The sequence below is a fragment of the Staphylococcus sp. EG-SA-10 genome, from assembly GCF_017151945.1.
GTDB lineage: Bacteria > Bacillota > Bacilli > Staphylococcales > Staphylococcaceae > Staphylococcus > Staphylococcus aureus.
This window is the reverse complement of sequence record NZ_JACVZJ010000021.1, coordinates 1-16468: the sequence shown is the minus strand read 5'-3', so window position 1 is coordinate 16468 and position 16468 is coordinate 1. Positions and strand designations below refer to the sequence as shown.

At 32.6% G+C, this 16468-nt stretch carries 17 protein-coding genes, 2 tRNA genes and 1 rRNA gene; all 20 read left to right on the top strand.

Features of this window, described 5'->3' with window-relative positions:
* Positions 1 to 37: 37 nt before the first annotated feature.
* Positions 38 to 148, top strand: coding sequence for a K(+)-transporting ATPase subunit F (kdpF, locus tag IDG45_RS11330; protein WP_001789641.1), 111 nt, complete (start codon positions 38 to 40; stop codon positions 146 to 148).
* A 23-nt stretch (positions 149 to 171) separates the two neighbouring features.
* A complete protein-coding gene (gene kdpA, locus IDG45_RS11325; protein WP_000402637.1) occupies positions 172 to 1848 on the top strand; it encodes a potassium-transporting ATPase subunit KdpA in 1677 nt (558 codons plus the stop codon).
* An 18-nt stretch (positions 1849 to 1866) separates the two neighbouring features.
* Entirely contained in the window at positions 1867 to 3894 is a 2028-nt protein-coding gene (gene kdpB, locus IDG45_RS11320; protein ID WP_000546605.1) for a potassium-transporting ATPase subunit KdpB, read from the top strand.
* Positions 3895 to 3913: 19 nt separating this feature from the next.
* Positions 3914 to 4474: a K(+)-transporting ATPase subunit C gene (locus IDG45_RS11315; protein WP_206171630.1), complete on the top strand. Its 561-nt coding sequence runs from the start codon at positions 3914 to 3916 to the stop codon at positions 4472 to 4474.
* Positions 4475 to 4682: 208 nt separating this feature from the next.
* Positions 4683 to 5162: a PH domain-containing protein gene (locus IDG45_RS11310; protein ID WP_001287075.1), complete on the top strand. Its 480-nt coding sequence runs from the start codon at positions 4683 to 4685 to the stop codon at positions 5160 to 5162.
* The gene (locus tag IDG45_RS11305; RefSeq protein WP_001294640.1) at positions 5155 to 6738 is read left to right on the top strand and encodes a PH domain-containing protein; all 1584 of its coding nucleotides are present in this window, start codon (positions 5155 to 5157) and stop codon (positions 6736 to 6738) included. The genes IDG45_RS11310 and IDG45_RS11305 overlap by 8 nt, the downstream gene beginning before the upstream one ends.
* Positions 6725 to 7216, top strand: coding sequence for a PH domain-containing protein (locus IDG45_RS11300; protein WP_001205919.1), 492 nt, complete (start codon positions 6725 to 6727; stop codon positions 7214 to 7216). The genes IDG45_RS11305 and IDG45_RS11300 overlap by 14 nt, the downstream gene beginning before the upstream one ends.
* 3 nt (positions 7217 to 7219) lie before the next feature.
* On the top strand, positions 7220 to 7579 hold the full coding sequence (gene acpS, locus IDG45_RS11295) for a holo-ACP synthase (RefSeq protein WP_000581198.1): 360 nt from the start codon (positions 7220 to 7222) through the stop codon (positions 7577 to 7579).
* A 65-nt stretch (positions 7580 to 7644) separates the two neighbouring features.
* Entirely contained in the window at positions 7645 to 8793 is a 1149-nt protein-coding gene (gene alr, locus IDG45_RS11290) for an alanine racemase (protein WP_001281143.1), read from the top strand.
* A gap of 84 nt (positions 8794 to 8877) precedes the next feature.
* On the top strand, positions 8878 to 9048 hold the full coding sequence (gene mazE, locus IDG45_RS11285; protein ID WP_000948331.1) for a type II toxin-antitoxin system antitoxin MazE: 171 nt from the start codon (positions 8878 to 8880) through the stop codon (positions 9046 to 9048).
* Positions 9045 to 9407: a type II toxin-antitoxin system PemK/MazF family toxin gene (locus IDG45_RS11280; RefSeq protein ID WP_000621175.1), complete on the top strand. Its 363-nt coding sequence runs from the start codon at positions 9045 to 9047 to the stop codon at positions 9405 to 9407. The genes mazE and IDG45_RS11280 overlap by 4 nt, the downstream gene beginning before the upstream one ends.
* 349 nt (positions 9408 to 9756) lie before the next feature.
* Positions 9757 to 10758, top strand: a complete 1002-nt coding sequence (locus IDG45_RS11275; RefSeq protein WP_000390829.1) for a SpoIIE family protein phosphatase — start codon at positions 9757 to 9759, stop codon at positions 10756 to 10758.
* A gap of 118 nt (positions 10759 to 10876) precedes the next feature.
* Positions 10877 to 11203, top strand: coding sequence for an anti-sigma factor antagonist (locus IDG45_RS11270; RefSeq protein ID WP_001052491.1), 327 nt, complete (start codon positions 10877 to 10879; stop codon positions 11201 to 11203).
* A gap of 1 nt (position 11204) precedes the next feature.
* On the top strand, positions 11205 to 11684 hold the full coding sequence (gene rsbW / locus IDG45_RS11265) for an anti-sigma B factor RsbW (protein WP_001190825.1): 480 nt from the start codon (positions 11205 to 11207) through the stop codon (positions 11682 to 11684).
* A complete protein-coding gene (gene sigB / locus IDG45_RS11260) occupies positions 11659 to 12429 on the top strand; it encodes an RNA polymerase sigma factor SigB (protein ID WP_001041107.1) in 771 nt (256 codons plus the stop codon). The genes rsbW and sigB overlap by 26 nt, the downstream gene beginning before the upstream one ends.
* 433 nt (positions 12430 to 12862) lie before the next feature.
* A complete protein-coding gene (locus IDG45_RS11255) occupies positions 12863 to 15013 on the top strand; it encodes a Tex family protein (protein ID WP_000370110.1) in 2151 nt (716 codons plus the stop codon).
* A complete protein-coding gene (locus IDG45_RS11250) occupies positions 15006 to 15461 on the top strand; it encodes a SprT family protein (RefSeq protein WP_001058111.1) in 456 nt (151 codons plus the stop codon). Before IDG45_RS11255 ends, IDG45_RS11250 begins: the two co-directional genes overlap by 8 nt.
* 646 nt (positions 15462 to 16107) lie before the next feature.
* A tRNA-Leu gene (locus IDG45_RS11245) sits at positions 16108 to 16190 on the top strand.
* Positions 16191 to 16211: 21 nt separating this feature from the next.
* Positions 16212 to 16285 (top strand) — tRNA-Gly (locus IDG45_RS11240).
* A 119-nt stretch (positions 16286 to 16404) separates the two neighbouring features.
* Positions 16405 to 16468 (top strand): 16S ribosomal RNA (locus tag IDG45_RS11235); the annotation flags it as partial.

Here is a 16468-nt window from a genome sequence, read left to right as displayed (position 1 = left end):
TGAAAATTAATGTTTCTCTCATAAACAAGTTGTTACGATGTTGTTATGTTGTAAGGAGGTTATGGCAATGCTCATCGTTTTATTATTGGTAGTTATTGCATTAGTTTTGTATTTATTTTATGCCTTAATTCGTAGTGAAAAATTTTAGAAATACATTAAGTGAGGGTTATCATGGAAATAATTTTGTTTCTAACAATGATGGTTATGATTGCGTATGTTTTTAGTGGATATCTATATCGCGTAGCATTGGTACAGTCGTCAAGAGTAGATTTAATATTTACTAGATTTGAAAATATGTGTTTTAAAATTATCGGCACAGATTTAGAACACATGTCAGCTAAAACATATGTCAAACATTTTCTAGCATTTAATGGATTTATGGGGTTTATAACATTTGTATTGCTAATAGTTCAGCAATGGCTTTTTTTTAATCCAAATCATAATTTAAACCAATCGATAGATTTAGCGTTTAATACAGCAATATCCTTTTTAACAAATAGTAATTTACAACACTATAACGGTGAATCAGGTGTGACATATTTAACGCAAATGATTGTAATGACATATTTAATGTTTACATCTAGTGCATCAGGTTACGCCGTTTGTATAGCGATGTTGAGACGTTTAACTGGATTGACTAATATCATTGGTAATTTTTATCAAGATATTGTTCGGTTTATTGTCCGAGTGCTTTTACCATTATCATGTTTAATTAGTATTTTATTGATGACTCAAGGTGTACCACAAACGTTGCATGCTAATTTAATGATTCGGACTTTAAGCGGACATATTCAACATATTGCATTTGGACCTATTGCATCACTTGAATCAATAAAACACCTTGGTACGAATGGTGGAGGATTTTTAGCAGGAAATTCTGCAACACCTTTTGAAAATCCAAATATTTGGAGCAATTTTATAGAAATGGGCAGTATGATGTTACTTCCTATGTCAATGTTGTTCTTATTTGGTCGCATGTTAAGTAGACATGGTAAACGAGTGCATCGTCATGCGCTGATATTATTTGTCGCAATGTTTTTCATTTTTATAGCAGTTCTTACATTAACTATGTGGAGTGAGTATCGTGGTAATCCAATACTAGCGAATTTAGACATTCATGGACCGAATATGGAAGGTAAAGAGGTACGGTTTGGAGCAGGCTTGTCAGCACTATTTACAGTTATTACGACGGCATTTACAACGGGTTCTGTTAATAACATGCATGATAGCTTAACGCCTTTAGGTGGATTAGGACCAATGGTATTAATGATGCTAAATGTTGTATTTGGTGGCGAAGGCGTAGGACTCATGAATTTATTGATATATGTCTTACTGACGGTGTTTATATGCAGTTTGATGGTTGGTAAAACACCAGAATATTTAAATATGCCAATTGGCGCCCGTGAAATGAAATGTATTGTCTTAGTCTTTCTCATACATCCAATTTTAATTTTAGCATTTTCAGCACTTGCTTTTATGATTCCTGGAGCAAGTGAAAGTATAACGAATCCGTATTTTCATGGTATCTCACAAGTTATGTATGAAATGACGTCAGCTGCTGCGAACAATGGATCAGGGTTTGAAGGACTGAAAGATGATACAACATTCTGGAATATCTCTACAGGAATCATTATGTTGCTTTCTCGTTATATACCAATTATTTTGCAATTAATGATTGCATCAAGTTTAGTGAATAAAAAATCATACCACCAAGATAAACATACAATAGCGATTGATAAACCTTATTTTGGCGTATCACTAATCGTATTTATCGTTTTACTAAGTGGTTTGACATTTATTCCAGTACTATTACTTGGTCCTATTGGTGAATTTTTAACTTTAAAATAAAGTAAAGGGATGGAAATAATGCATCATGTAAATAAATATTTCAATCAAACAATGGTGATAGAAGCTTTGAAAATGAGTTTTTATAAGCTGAATCCTAAACAATTAATAAAAAATCCGATAATGTTTGTCGTTGAGGTTGGAATGATTTTAACGTTGATATTAATATGTTTTCCTGACATATTTGGAACTAGCTATCTATCGCGAGGTTATTTGATTACAATTTTTATCATATTATTAATAACTATATTGTTTGCTAATTTTTCAGAAGCCTTTGCTGAAGGTCGTGGAAAAGCGCAAGCTGATAGTTTAAGACAAGCACAATCAAATTTAACTGCTCGATTGGTAGAAGAAAATGGTGCGTATCGGATAGTGAACGCCACAGAGTTAAAAGCCGGACAAAATATTCGGGTAGAAAATGGAGAAACAATCCCTGCTGATGGCGTTGTAATAAATGGATTAGCAACCGTTGATGAATCTGCAATTACTGGTGAGTCTGCACCTGTGATAAAAGAATCAGGTGGCGATTTTGATGGAGTCATTGGCGGTACACTTGTAACATCTGATTGGTTAGAAATACGTGTTGAGAGTGAAGCGGGTACATCTTTTTTAGATAAAATGATTGCCTTAGTTGAAGGGGCGGAAAGAAATAAAACACCAAATGAAATTGCACTTTTTACATTATTAACAACGTTAACAATTATATTTTTAGTCGTTATTGTAACATTATATCCAATAGCATCTTACCTGCATTTAATTTTACCTATTGCGATGCTCATTGCGTTAACAGTATGTTTAATACCAACGACAATCGGTGGTTTGTTATCGGCGATTGGTATTGCAGGCATGGATCGTGTTACTCAATTCAATGTATTAGCGAAAAGTGGGCGTGCTGTAGAAGTATGTGGAGATGTCGATGTAATGATTTTAGACAAGACAGGCACAATCACTTATGGCAATCGAATCGCTAGTGAATTTTTACCAGTGAATCAACAAATGTGGGAAAAATTGATAGTCGCTGCTTATATGTCATCAATCTACGATGATACGCCAGAAGGAAAAAGTATTGTGCGATTAGCGAAGCAGATGTATATAAATGAGCTGCCTAAAGACATTGATGGCACATATAAGCCTTTTACAGCTGAAACTAGAATGAGCGGAATCATTACAAATGAAATATCGGTATTCAAAGGTGCACCTAATAGTATGATAAATCTTGTCAAACAACAACAAGGCAATATTCCTCTTAATATTGAGTCTATCTGTATGGATGTATCGAGTAAAGGTGGCACACCATTAATAGTCATTGAAAACAATGTCATGCTTGGCGTGATTTATTTAAAAGATGTGATTAAAGATGGTCTTGTAGAACGATTTGCTGAATTGAGAAAAATGGGCATTGAAACAGTTATGTGTACGGGCGATAATGCTTTAACAGCAGCTACAATTGCAAAAGAAGCGGGTGTTGATAGATTTGTTGCAGAGTGTAAACCCGAAGATAAAATTAAAGTCATCAAAGATGAACAAGCGAAATGCCATATTGTTGCGATGACAGGAGATGGTACAAATGATGCACCCGCGCTAGCACAAGCGAATATAGGATTAGCTATGAACTCAGGGACAATTAGTGCTAAAGAGGCGGCCAATCTAATTGATTTAGATTCGAATCCTACAAAGTTAATAGAGGTTGTAAAAATAGGCAAACAATTATTAATGACGAGAGGTGCATTAACGACATTTAGTTTGGCTAATGACGTAGCAAAATACTTTGCAATTTTACCTGCACTAATGATGTCAACGATTCCAGAAATGACTTCACTAAATATTATGCATTTATCGTCACCTAAATCTGCAATCATATCAGCTTTGATATTCAATGCATTAATCATTGTTGCTTTAATTCCAATTGCCATGCAAGGTGTAAAAGTAAAGGGTTACAGCATTGATAGAATTTTTATAAATAATATGTTGATTTATGGATTAGGTGGATTAATCGTCCCGTTTTTAGGCATTAAATTAATAGATATGATTGTACAATTTTTTGTGTAAAGAGGAAGGAGTCTGTACCATGAATACGATAAGAAATAGTATTTGTTTAACGATAATAACTATGGTATTATGTGGATTTTTATTCCCGTTAGCTATCACGTTAATTGGTCAAATATTTTTTTATCAACAAGCAAATGGTAGTTTAATTACGTATGACAATCGTATAGTTGGATCAAAATTGATTGGACAGCACTGGACAGATACACGATATTTTCACGGGAGACCGAGTGCAGTTGATTATAATATGAATCCTGAAAAATTATATAAAAACGGCGTATCATCAGGTGGAAGGAATGAATCGAATGGAAACACTGAATTAATAGCACGCGTGAAACATCATGTTAAATTTGGTAATTCAAATGTAACAATAGATGCTGCAACAAGTTCTGGGTCGGGCTTAGATCCGCATATTACGGTTGAAAATGCATTGAAGCAAGCACCTCGCATTGCTGATGCTCGTCATATATCTACTTCAAGAGTGGCCGACTTGATTCAACATCGTAAGCAACGTGGTGTGTTAACAAATGATTATGTGAATGTGCTTGAACTAAATATTGCTCTTGATAAGATGAAAGATTGAACATAGATGAAAGGCATCATGTTGATAAAATTATAACATGGTGTCTTTTTAGCAATTCAAGCACTTTCTGCTTAACTAAATTTTTAGATGTACCTTTAGGAAGAATAAATTAGCATGAAATATTCCATATGCTATAATTATCAACATATAAAAATAAAATGAAATAGATTATAAATCCGTATAATTTTTTATTTGGGGAGAGGGGTATATGTCAGATTATACTAAGTTGTCTAAGAGTCCTAAGTCAGCATTGTTGTATTACTACATTACGAATGGCATAGAATTTATATTGAGTGTAGCTGTGTATGTCATTTTTTATTTTATATGGTTAAGATTTGAATGGCCTCAGTACTTAATTTATATTTTGTTGGTTTTAGGTGCTCTGAGTACATTAAAATTATTTATTAAACCTTTATGGCAATATCACTGTCGCTTTTATCAAATTGATCAACTAAGTGTACAATATCGCACATCATTTTTAATATATAAAGAAGAAACGAGTCGAATTGAACGTTTACAATACTTGTCGATTAAATCTAATCCAATTAGTAAAGTGCTTAATTTGTATAAAGTTGGATTTATGACTGCAGGTCATACTATTTATTTACCGATGATGTCTCATGACGATGTTAAAGTAATCGAAGCGAGAACTATGTCGAATTTGAGAGGGGTTGAAAGTGATGTCTGAACCTCAAAAATTACATCCGATTTCATATTTTAATGGCATAATTAATGCTATCAAACAAAACATAGTCGTCTTTTTTATTTTTGTTATCTTTCAATTGAAAGATTTTGATTATACGAATCCCGAATCATATTTATGGATAGGTATTGTATTTGTATTCTTTTTAATATCATACATTTCTCAAATTGTCGGAATTATGAACACGAGATATTGGATTGAGGATAATTATTTCATTTTAACAACAGGTATTTTTAATAAAAAGCGTAAAGAATTAAATATAAAACGTATTCAGTCCGTTGATATGACACAAGGGGTCGTCAATCAAATCATTGGTGGTGTGGATTTACAAATCAAAACGCCAAGTGATGGTATTGTGTTAAGTGTTATTTCGAAAAAACAAGGTGAATATCTTGAACGCTATATTGATCAATTGCAAACAGAGTTGAAGACAGAAATGGCGCAAAAGTCTAGTAATGAGCAGAATGGCAACCGTAATCATGACATTGAAGGTAATGTGGAAGACATCGCAGAAGGTCGGCTAGATGAAGTGCAGAACTCTGATAGTAAGCTTAATCAGAAAAATAAACGCATTCCTATATATCAAATGAATTTTAAAGAATCGCTATTTATGGCAATGACCAGTGGCGCCATTGGAGTGACGTTAGCAGCTTTAGTACCGATTTACGGCGCTGTAAGAGAGTTGATCCCATGGTCGAAGCTAAATTATGAAATTAGTCAATGGGTTCAAATTGTAAGTATTTCAGTATTAATCATCATTTTACTAGTATTAATAGTGGCATATATTATTGGAACGATTATAACGATGATAAGATTTTATGGCTTTTCGGTGATGCTTGAAAATGAGCAACTTAAAATTGAATATGGTCTCTTTAACAAGAAGAAAGTAACTGTACCAACGAAACGATTGCAAGCTGTTGTTGAACGTCAGTCATATATACGAAGATTATTTGGCTACACAGCAATACATTTTATCATCACAAGTGATTTTGAAAATAAAAAAATCGAAGATGATGACAATGATTCAGGTAGTGTACCGATATTGCCGTTTATTAAACGAGACAAAGCCTATCAAATTATCCAGAATTTAGTACCTGATTTATCTTATCAACAAGTTAATGAAGGTATGCCTTTGTCAGGTTTCCACAGACACTTTTTAATACCTAGTATTATTGTCATAGCTATGGCAGGAATTGGCTGTTATTTTTGGAATCAATTATTATTGTTATTTACGATTATAACGGTAGTCATTATTGGTTTATTTGTGATCAAAGGATATCTTTATGTCAAACATGCGGGTTTTAAAATGACAGAAGAACAAATTACTATCCAGAATTTCGAGCTATTGAAACGAAATATTTATTATTTTAAAGCGCATCACATTATAGGATTTGACACTTGGCAACATTCATTACTTAAACGCAACAATTTAAATAATTTTAGTTTTATTGTTGCTAAAGGTGTGGGAGCCCAATCGATTAACTTGAAATACGCAAGAAGTGAAGATGCAAATAAATTGAAGTCGTGGTATTTGAGAGGTGAAAATGATGAGGGATTATAATTATATGTCACCACACGCTAAAAAAGTGATGAGGTTAAGTGCTGTGCTGTTTTGGATACCAATAGCGCTTGTACTTTTAATAGCATTTAATATTTTGAACTGGCTATTTTGGGAGATATTAGATAACTATATATCCATTGTTAGTAGTGTGATTATAATATTACTTGTTGCTGTTTTCACGCTTGTAATAGTGCCAGTCTATCGATATAAGCACTGCAGATATGCATTTGAAAAACACCATTTGCGTGTACGAAACGGCATTTTATTTTTGGATGAAAAAGTAATACCATATTTTCGTATTCAAAATATTGATATCGATGTTGGACCTATAATGAGACGCTATCGATTAGCAACTTTGACACTTTATACAGCGGGTGGTCAAGCTGAAATTGAATTAATAGATAGAAGTGAAGCACGTAGATTGAAACGATGGTTAAATAACGAGAGACATTTAGAAAACAATAAAAATGAGGAATAATCAATGATACATGGAATTGGTGTAGATTTAATCGAAATCGATCGAATAAAAGTGTTATATAGTAAGCAACCAAAATTGGTTGAGCGGATTTTAACTAAAAATGAACAGCACAAATTCAACAATTTCACACATGAGCAACGTAAAATTGAATTTTTAGCTGGCAGGTTTGCTACAAAAGAAGCGTTCAGTAAAGCATTAGGCACAGGCTTAGGAAAACATGTAGCTTTTAACGATATAGACTGTTACAACGACGAACTTGGCAAACCAAAGATTGATTACGAAGGGTTCATCGTACATGTTAGTATCTCACACACTGAGCAATATGCGATGAGCCAAGTTGTTTTAGAAAAGTCAGCATTTTAAATTTGTTATACAATGATAATTAAGATCTAGTTTTAAAACGTGTGGGAATTACAGGAGGAAGTAATATGTCAGATAAATATTATAGATCTGCGTATATGAATGTAGATTTAAACGCTGTTGCATCAAATTTCAAAGTATTCAGTACATTACATCCAAATAAAACAGTGATGGCTGTCGTTAAAGCCAATGCCTATGGACTAGGTAGTGTTAAAGTAGCACGTCATTTAATGGAAAATGGTGCCACATTTTTTGCTGTAGCAACGTTAGATGAAGCGATAGAACTTAGAATGCATGGGATTACTGCTAAAATTTTAGTCTTAGGTGTGTTACCAGCTAAAGATATTGATAAAGCGATACAACACCGAGTTGCCTTAACGGTTCCGTCTAAACAGTGGTTGAAAGAAGCAATTAAAAACATTTCTGGTGAGCAAGAGAAAAAGTTATGGTTGCATATTAAATTAGATACAGGAATGGGACGTTTAGGTATTAAAGATACTAAAACGTATCAAGAAGTGATTGAAATCATTCAACAATATGAGCAACTTGTATTTGAAGGCGTCTTTACACACTTTGCCTGTGCTGACGAACCAGGAGATATGACAACTGAACAATATCAACGTTTTAAAGATATGGTCAATGAAGCAATTAAACCTGAATATATACATTGTCAGAACTCAGCAGGTTCTCTATTAATGGATTGCCAATTCTGTAATGCAATAAGACCAGGAATTTCCCTTTATGGATATTATCCATCAGAGTATGTACAGCAAAAAGTTAAAGTACACCTTAAACCAAGTGTGCAATTAATTGCTAATGTAGTTCAAACAAAGACGCTACAAGCGGGTGAGTCTGTAAGTTATGGTGCAACTTATACAGCTACTGATCCAACAACAATAGCATTGTTACCTATTGGATATGCAGATGGCTATTTACGCATTATGCAAGGTAGCTTTGTAAATGTAAATGGTCATCAATGCGAAGTTATTGGTCGCGTATGTATGGATCAGACAATTGTAAAAGTGCCAGATCAAGTTAAAGCTGGAGATTCGGTGATTTTAATAGATAATCATAGAGAAAGTCCACAGTCGGTAGAGGTGGCAGCTGAAAAGCAACATACTATTAATTATGAAGTGCTATGTAACTTGTCGAGACGTTTGCCACGAATCTATCATGATGGTGATCAACGTTTTGTAACAAATGAATTGTTAAAATAATATGGTCAGTGCATATAAAATTTGTTATCATTAGAGTAATTAAAGGTCATTTAATAACTTTTGGAATCAATTGGAGGTTCTCATATGTTATCTTTTAGTCAAAATAGAAGTCATAGCTTAGAACAATCTTTAAAAGAAGGATATTCACAAATGGCTGATTTAAATCTCTCCCTAGCGAACGAAGCTTTTCCTATAGAGTGTGAAGCATGCGATTGCAACGAAACATATTTATCTTCTAATTCAACGAATGAATGATTAGACGAGGAGATGTTTATTTAGCAGATTTATCACCAGTACAGGGATCTGAACAAGGGGGAGTCAGACCTGTAGTCATAATTCAAAATGATACTGGTAATAAATATAGTCCTACAGTTATTGTTGCGGCAATAACTGGTAGGATTAATAAAGCGAAAATACCGACACATGTAGAGATTGAAAAGAAAAAGTATAAATTGGATAAAGATTCAGTTATATTATTAGAACAAATTCGTACACTTGATAAAAAACGATTGAAAGAAAAACTGACGTACTTATCCGATGATAAAATGAAAGAAGTAGATAATGCACTAATGATTAGTTTAGGGCTGAATGCAGTAGCTCATCAGAAAAATTAGGCGTCTATTATATGTATTTTTCAGAGATAAATAAAATATTGATATAAAAGACAATAACTTTATAATAATTATAACTATTTCTAAATTCTGTACGAAGAATTTTCTTATAAACAAAGATTTTAGCAAATACCAGTTATGATATTCATATTTTTTATTATAAAAGGATGTCTTAAGTTTTTTAGGCTTTAGGTATTCCATCCTAAAGTTTTTTTTAGCTTAAAAGTATCATCTACAGCAAAATTGCAATCGACAAAATTGATATGTGCAATTAATTAAATGTTAGTAAGTGAATCATAATTATCCTTGCTTAAGCATTTGCTTTGTAAGGGAAGTGAGGAGGCAACTAATCGTGGAAGAATTTAAGCAACATTATAAGGGTTTAATTGATGAAAGTTTAACGTGCCAAGATAAAGTAGAATTGATAAAAAAGTGTGAGAAATACACTGACGAAGTGATTCGTAAGGACGTCTTGCCTGAAGACATTGTCGATATTCACAAAAACTATATATTGACGTTAAACTTAACGCGTGAAGATGTGTTCAAGACATTAGATGTCTTACAAGAAATCGTTAAAGGCTTTGGTTATAGTTATCGAGATTATCAAAGATTGGTAGATAAACTTCAAGTTCACGATAAAGAGATAGACTTAGCTTCTAGCTTACAACAAACAATGCTTAAAACAGATATTCCACAATTTGATAGTATTCAAATTGGCGTTATTTCAGTGGCAGCACAAAAAGTAAGTGGAGATTATTTTAATTTAATTGACCATAACGATGGCACAATGAGCTTTGCTGTTGCAGATGTCATTGGAAAAGGTATACCAGCTGCTTTAGCAATGAGTATGATAAAGTTTGGTATGGATTCTTATGGACACTCACAATTACCGAGTGATGGCTTAAAACGTTTAAATCGTGTTGTTGAAAAGAATATTAATCAAAATATGTTCGTCACAATGTTTTATGGTTTATATGAAGAAATGAACCATTTATTGTATTGTAGTTCAGCTGGTCATGAGCCTGGATATATTTATCGCGCTGAAAAAGAAGAATTTGAAGAAATTTCAGTTAGAGGTAGAGTGTTAGGAATAAGTTCACAAACACGATATCAACAACAAGAAATTCCAATATACCTTGATGATTTAATTATCATTTTAACGGATGGTGTGACTGAAGCTAGAAATAGTGAAGGTACCTTTATAGATAAACAAAAACTTTTAGAATATATTAAAAAACATAAACATATGCACCCACAAGATATTGTTCAAATTATCTATGAAGCAATTTTAAAGCTTCAAAACCCAAATAAAAAAGATGATATGACTATTTTGATTATAAAAAGAGTAAATTAATTTAAAAAAGAAGATTAGAAATTATTTCGATGGGTATATAATAATTTGAAATATAAATATGGTGGATACAGCGCTTAAAATGAAGATAAATATTTTTAATAAGTAGGAGTGTAATGAAATGAATCTTAATATAGAAACAACCACTCAAGATAAATTTTACGAAGTTAAAGTCGGTGGAGAATTAGATGTTTATACTGTGCCTGAATTAGAAGAGGTTTTAACACCTATGAGACAAGATGGAACTCGTGATATTTATGTTAATTTAGAAAATGTGAGTTATATGGATTCGACAGGTTTAGGTTTATTCGTAGGTACATTAAAAGCATTAAACCAAAATGATAAAGAGCTATACATTTTAGGTGTGTCAGATCGTATCGGTAGACTATTTGAAATTACTGGTCTTAAGGATTTAATGCATGTTAATGAAGGAACGGAGGTCGAATAACATGCAATCTAAAGAAGATTTTATCGAAATGCGCGTGCCAGCATCGGCAGAGTATGTAAGTTTAATTCGTTTAACACTTTCTGGCGTTTTTTCGAGAGCTGGTGCTACATATGATGATATTGAAGATGCCAAGATTGCAGTTAGTGAAGCTGTGACAAATGCAGTTAAACATGCATACAAAGAAAAAAACAATGTGGGCATTATTAACATATATTTTGAAATTTTAGAAGATAAAATTAAAATTGTTATTTCTGATAAAGGTGACAGTTTTGATTATGAAACAACTAAATCAAAAATAGGTCCTTATGATAAAGACGAAAATATAGACTTTTTACGCGAAGGTGGCCTAGGTTTATTTTTAATCGAATCTTTAATGGATGAAGTGACAGTATATAAAGAATCTGGTGTGACAATCAGTATGACTAAGTATATAAAAAAAGAGCAGGTGCGAAATAATGGCGAAAGAGTCGAAATCAGCTAATGAAGTTTCACCTGAGCAAATTAACCAATGGATTAAAGAACACCAAGAAAATAAGAATACAGATGCACAAGATAAGTTAGTTAAACATTACCAAAAACTAATTGAGTCATTGGCATATAAATATTCTAAAGGACAATCACATCACGAAGATTTAGTTCAAGTTGGTATGGTTGGTTTAATAGGTGCCATAAATAGATTCGATATGTCCTTTGAACGGAAGTTTGAAGCCTTTTTAGTACCTACTGTAATCGGTGAAATCAAAAGATATCTACGAGATAAAACTTGGAGTGTACATGTTCCGAGACGTATTAAAGAAATTGGGCCAAGAATCAAAAAAGTGAGCGATGAACTAACCGCTGAATTAGAGCGTTCACCTTCTATCAGTGAAATAGCTGATCGATTAGAAGTTTCGGAAGAAGAAGTGTTAGAAGCAATGGAAATGGGACAAAGTTATAATGCGTTAAGTGTTGATCATTCCATTGAAGCTGATAAAGATGGTTCAACTGTTACGCTATTAGATATTATGGGACAACAAGATGACCATTATGACTTAACTGAAAAACGTATGATTTTAGAAAAAATATTACCTATATTATCTGATCGCGAACGAGAAATCATACAATGTACGTTTATTGAAGGTTTGAGTCAAAAAGAAACGGGCGAGCGTATTGGTTTGAGTCAAATGCATGTTTCAAGACTTCAAAGAACGGCAATTAAGAAATTACAAGAAGCAGCACATAAATAGAATTTGCTTATTAATGATGCGTTTTATAATGAAAAATTCATACAATTATCCCTTGATTAGTCAATTGAAATCGAGGGGTATTTTTAATTTAATTAAGATTTTCGAATTAATGCATTATTAACGTAGTTTAATGTGTATCCACATAAATGTCGCGATATAGTATTAATAATTTAAGTGAGAAAGATATCTAATTGTCGACTTAAATAGGTGGATTGCTATTAGAATAAAAAAGTAGGCTTAGATTATGAAATTTAAGAAATGATGGTGTGTCATTTTCAATAATCTTAGTGCGTTTTAAAATATTATATGACCTAATAATTCGTTTTTAAAATTTTGGAAGTTAAAATTGCATTAAGTATCATACCTTAATAGAAGTACTTTAGAATATGTTAAAATAAATGAGTAAATTTAAGAAAAAGTGTGGGTTAAGTAAATGGACAATCAATTGATTAATTCAATCATAGAGAAATATCAATTTAGTAAAAAACAAATTGAAGCAGTGTTAACACTGCTTGAAGAAAAAAATACAGTACCATTTATTGCGAGGTATCGAAAAGAGCAAACTGGTGGACTAGATGAAGTTCAAATAAAGCAAATTGATGACGAATACCAATATATGGTCAATTTACAAAAACGTAAAGAAGAAGTTATCAAAAATATAGAACAGCAAGGATTACTTACTGAGGAATTAAAGAAAGATATTTTAAAACAGAACAAATTACAACGTGTTGAAGACCTATATAGACCTTTTAAACAAAAGAAAAAGACTAGGGCAACTGAGGCGAAACGTAAAGGATTAGAACCATTAGCGATATGGATGAAGGCAGGTAAACATGAAGTCTCAATTGAAGAAAAAGCACAACAATTTATAAATGAAGAAGTGCAATCGGTTGAAGATGCTATCAAAGGTGCGCAAGATATTATTGCGGAACAAATTTCAGATAATCCTAAATATAGAACAAAAATTTTAAAAGATATGTATCATCAAGGTGTGTTAACTACATCTAAAAAGAAAAATGCTGAAGATGAAAAAGGTATTTTTGAAATGTACTATGCATACAGTGAGCCAATTAAACGCATTGCTAATCATAGAGTTTTAGCTGTGAATCGTGGTGAAAAAGAGAAAGTATTATCTGTAAAGTTTGAATTCGATACGACATCAGTAGAGGACTTCATTGCACGTCAAGAAATCAATCATAATAATGTAAATCGCAGTTATATTTTAGAGGCGATTAAAGATAGCTTGAAACGCTTAATTGTCCCTTCGATAGAGCGTGAAATCCATGCTGATTTAACTGAAAAAGCTGAAAATCATGCAATAGATGTTTTTAGTGAAAACTTAAGAAATCTATTACTGCAACCTCCAATGAAAGGTAAACAAATATTAGGCGTAGATCCAGCATTTAGAACAGGTTGTAAATTAGCAGTCATTAACCCATTCGGTACTTTTATAGCAAAAGGTGTGATTTATCCGCATCCACCAGTTTCTAAAAAAGAAGCAGCAGAGAAGGATTTTGTACAAATGGTTAAAGCGTATGATGTGCAATTAATTGCAATTGGCAATGGTACAGCAAGTCGTGAAACAGAACAATTTGTTGCAGATTTAATTAAAAAGCATCAGTTGCCAGTACAATTCATCATTGTCAATGAAGCGGGCGCTTCAGTATACTCAGCATCAGAAATTGCTAGAGATGAATTTCCTGATTTTCAAGTGGAAGAAAGAAGTGCCGTATCAATTGGACGACGCGTCCAAGATCCATTAAGTGAATTAGTTAAAATCGATCCTAAATCTATTGGTGTTGGACAATACCAGCATGATGTTAATCAAAAAGCACTAGAAAATGCATTAACTTTCGTTGTTGAAACAGCAGTTAACCAAGTAGGTGTTGATGTCAATACAGCATCATCATCATTATTACAATATGTGTCTGGTCTAAGTTCGCAAATTGCTAAAAATATAATTGCATATAGAGAAGAAAATGGCGCAATAAAGCATAATAAAGAGTTAAGCAAGATTAAGCGTTTGGGTGCTAAAACTTTTGAGCAGAGTATAGGATTTTTAAGAATAGTAGACGGGTCAGAGCCATTGGATAATACATCGATTCATCCCGAAAGCTATAAAGTAACGTATCAGTTATTAGATAAACTCGGATTTGGTGGTAATGATTTAGGTAGTGATGCATTAAAAGCTAAATTAAATTCATTGGATATGGATGAACTGGCGATTGAATTACAAGTCGGTGTACCTACATTAGAGGATATTATTAAATCCTTGAAAGCACCTAATCGAGATCCAAGGGACGAGTTTGAAACACCAATCCTTAAATCCGATGTGCTATCAATTGAAGATTTAAAAGAAGGAATGAAATTGAGTGGCACAGTTAGAAATGTAGTAGATTTTGGAGCATTTGTAGATATAGGTGTTAAACAAGATGGCCTAGTCCATGTTTCGAAACTTTCTAAGAAGTTCGTAAAAAATCCAATGGATATTGTCAGTGTCGGTGATATCGTTGACGTTTGGATTTACAGTATTGACAAAAATAAAGACAAAGTATCATTAACGATGATTGATCCACATGAATAATGACAAACTTCAGCGAATGGTTGAGAACCTTTCGGAAGAAAAATTTGGACGTACGTTTCGACATTGTGCATATTTTAATAAAAGGTTACGTACAACAGGCGGACGTTATCTGTTAAAGTCCCATGATATTGAAATTAATCCAAAACAATATGAGCATTATGGAGAAGATGCTGTTGTAAAAATTATACTGCACGAATTATGTCATTATCACTTGCATATTGCTGGTAAAGGTTATCAGCATAAAGATCAAGATTTTAAACGATTGAGCCAACAGGTTGGAGCGCCTAGATTTTGTAACAGCATTGAAAGCTATCAACAACGGGCGAATTATGAATATTATTGCACTAAATGTCATGCAAAATATATACGTATCCGTAAAGTTGATACGAATCGTATGCGTTGCGGACATTGTAATGGAAAATTAAGAATGAAAAGACAATTGAAATAAGTACAATACAAATAGAGCTAATTCGAGTATATGTAAGATTATTTAGGAGTTGTATGGAATTTATATAGAATTTATCAGTGAGTTATTTTGATTGGTAAACATAGTAATTGAATAAGAAGAAATTGTGTTTATAAAATGTTTAAAGCCGAGATTGTCGTAATTTAATACTTCGCAATCGCGGCTTTTCTACTATTGATATAGGTAATGGCATAAATTGTGACTTGATAGGATGAAATTCAATTGATTAGATTAAAAATCTTGGCGTATTTTAGTAATGAATAATATACAAACTTTACCCAATTAAAGCTTTAAAGTAGCACAAAAGATAATTATACATTTTTAATGACATTTTGATTGAATTTTTCTATTGACTGTACAGCTTATAGTTAGTATGATTAAACACGTTCCTTAAAAAAGAACAAATTAAATAAACTTTGATTTGAAAGACAGTCAATTCTAAATTTAATTTATAAAATATGTTGACAATAAGTTCTTAATGTTTTATTATAAATAACGTTGTGTTAACAACTGATAACACAAATTAATTTAATGTAAAAAAACGATTAAAAGTTATTGACAAATATTTTTAATCATAATATAATAAATAACGTTCTGAAAAACGAAGATGTTTTAAATGCCTATATCCGCGGTCGTGGCGGAATGGCAGACGCGCTAGGTTGAGGGCCTAGTGGGAGAAATCCCGTGGAGGTTCAAGTCCTCTCGGCCGCATCAAAATTCTTAATTAAATAAGCGGGTGTAGTTTAATGGCAAAACCTCAGCCTTCCAAGCTGATGTTGTGGGTTCGATTCCCATCACCCGCTCCATAGATAATTTTAATGAACATTGAAAACTGAATGACAATATGTCAACGTTAATTCCAAAAAACGTAACTATTAGTTACAAACATTATTTAGTATTTATGAGCTAATCAAACATCATAATTTTTATGGAGAGTTTGATCCTGGCTCAGGATGAACGCTGGCGGCGTGCCTAATACATGCAAGTCG

Coding starts and splice junctions, on each gene's coding strand:
- kdpF (WP_001789641.1), top strand. CDS start 38: ATGTTGTTATGTTGTAAGGAGGTTATGGCAATGCTCATCGTTTTATTA.
- kdpA (WP_000402637.1), top strand. CDS start 172: ATGGAAATAATTTTGTTTCTAACAATGATGGTTATGATTGCGTATGTT.
- kdpB (WP_000546605.1), top strand. CDS start 1,867: ATGCATCATGTAAATAAATATTTCAATCAAACAATGGTGATAGAAGCT.
- IDG45_RS11315 (WP_206171630.1), top strand. CDS start 3,914: ATGAATACGATAAGAAATAGTATTTGTTTAACGATAATAACTATGGTA.
- IDG45_RS11310 (WP_001287075.1), top strand. CDS start 4,683: ATGTCAGATTATACTAAGTTGTCTAAGAGTCCTAAGTCAGCATTGTTG.
- IDG45_RS11305 (WP_001294640.1), top strand. CDS start 5,155: ATGTCTGAACCTCAAAAATTACATCCGATTTCATATTTTAATGGCATA.
- IDG45_RS11300 (WP_001205919.1), top strand. CDS start 6,725: ATGAGGGATTATAATTATATGTCACCACACGCTAAAAAAGTGATGAGG.
- acpS (WP_000581198.1), top strand. CDS start 7,220: ATGATACATGGAATTGGTGTAGATTTAATCGAAATCGATCGAATAAAA.
- alr (WP_001281143.1), top strand. CDS start 7,645: ATGTCAGATAAATATTATAGATCTGCGTATATGAATGTAGATTTAAAC.
- mazE (WP_000948331.1), top strand. CDS start 8,878: ATGTTATCTTTTAGTCAAAATAGAAGTCATAGCTTAGAACAATCTTTA.
- IDG45_RS11280 (WP_000621175.1), top strand. CDS start 9,045: ATGATTAGACGAGGAGATGTTTATTTAGCAGATTTATCACCAGTACAG.
- IDG45_RS11270 (WP_001052491.1), top strand. CDS start 10,877: ATGAATCTTAATATAGAAACAACCACTCAAGATAAATTTTACGAAGTT.
- rsbW (WP_001190825.1), top strand. CDS start 11,205: ATGCAATCTAAAGAAGATTTTATCGAAATGCGCGTGCCAGCATCGGCA.
- sigB (WP_001041107.1), top strand. CDS start 11,659: ATGGCGAAAGAGTCGAAATCAGCTAATGAAGTTTCACCTGAGCAAATT.
- IDG45_RS11255 (WP_000370110.1), top strand. CDS start 12,863: ATGGACAATCAATTGATTAATTCAATCATAGAGAAATATCAATTTAGT.
- IDG45_RS11250 (WP_001058111.1), top strand. CDS start 15,006: ATGAATAATGACAAACTTCAGCGAATGGTTGAGAACCTTTCGGAAGAA.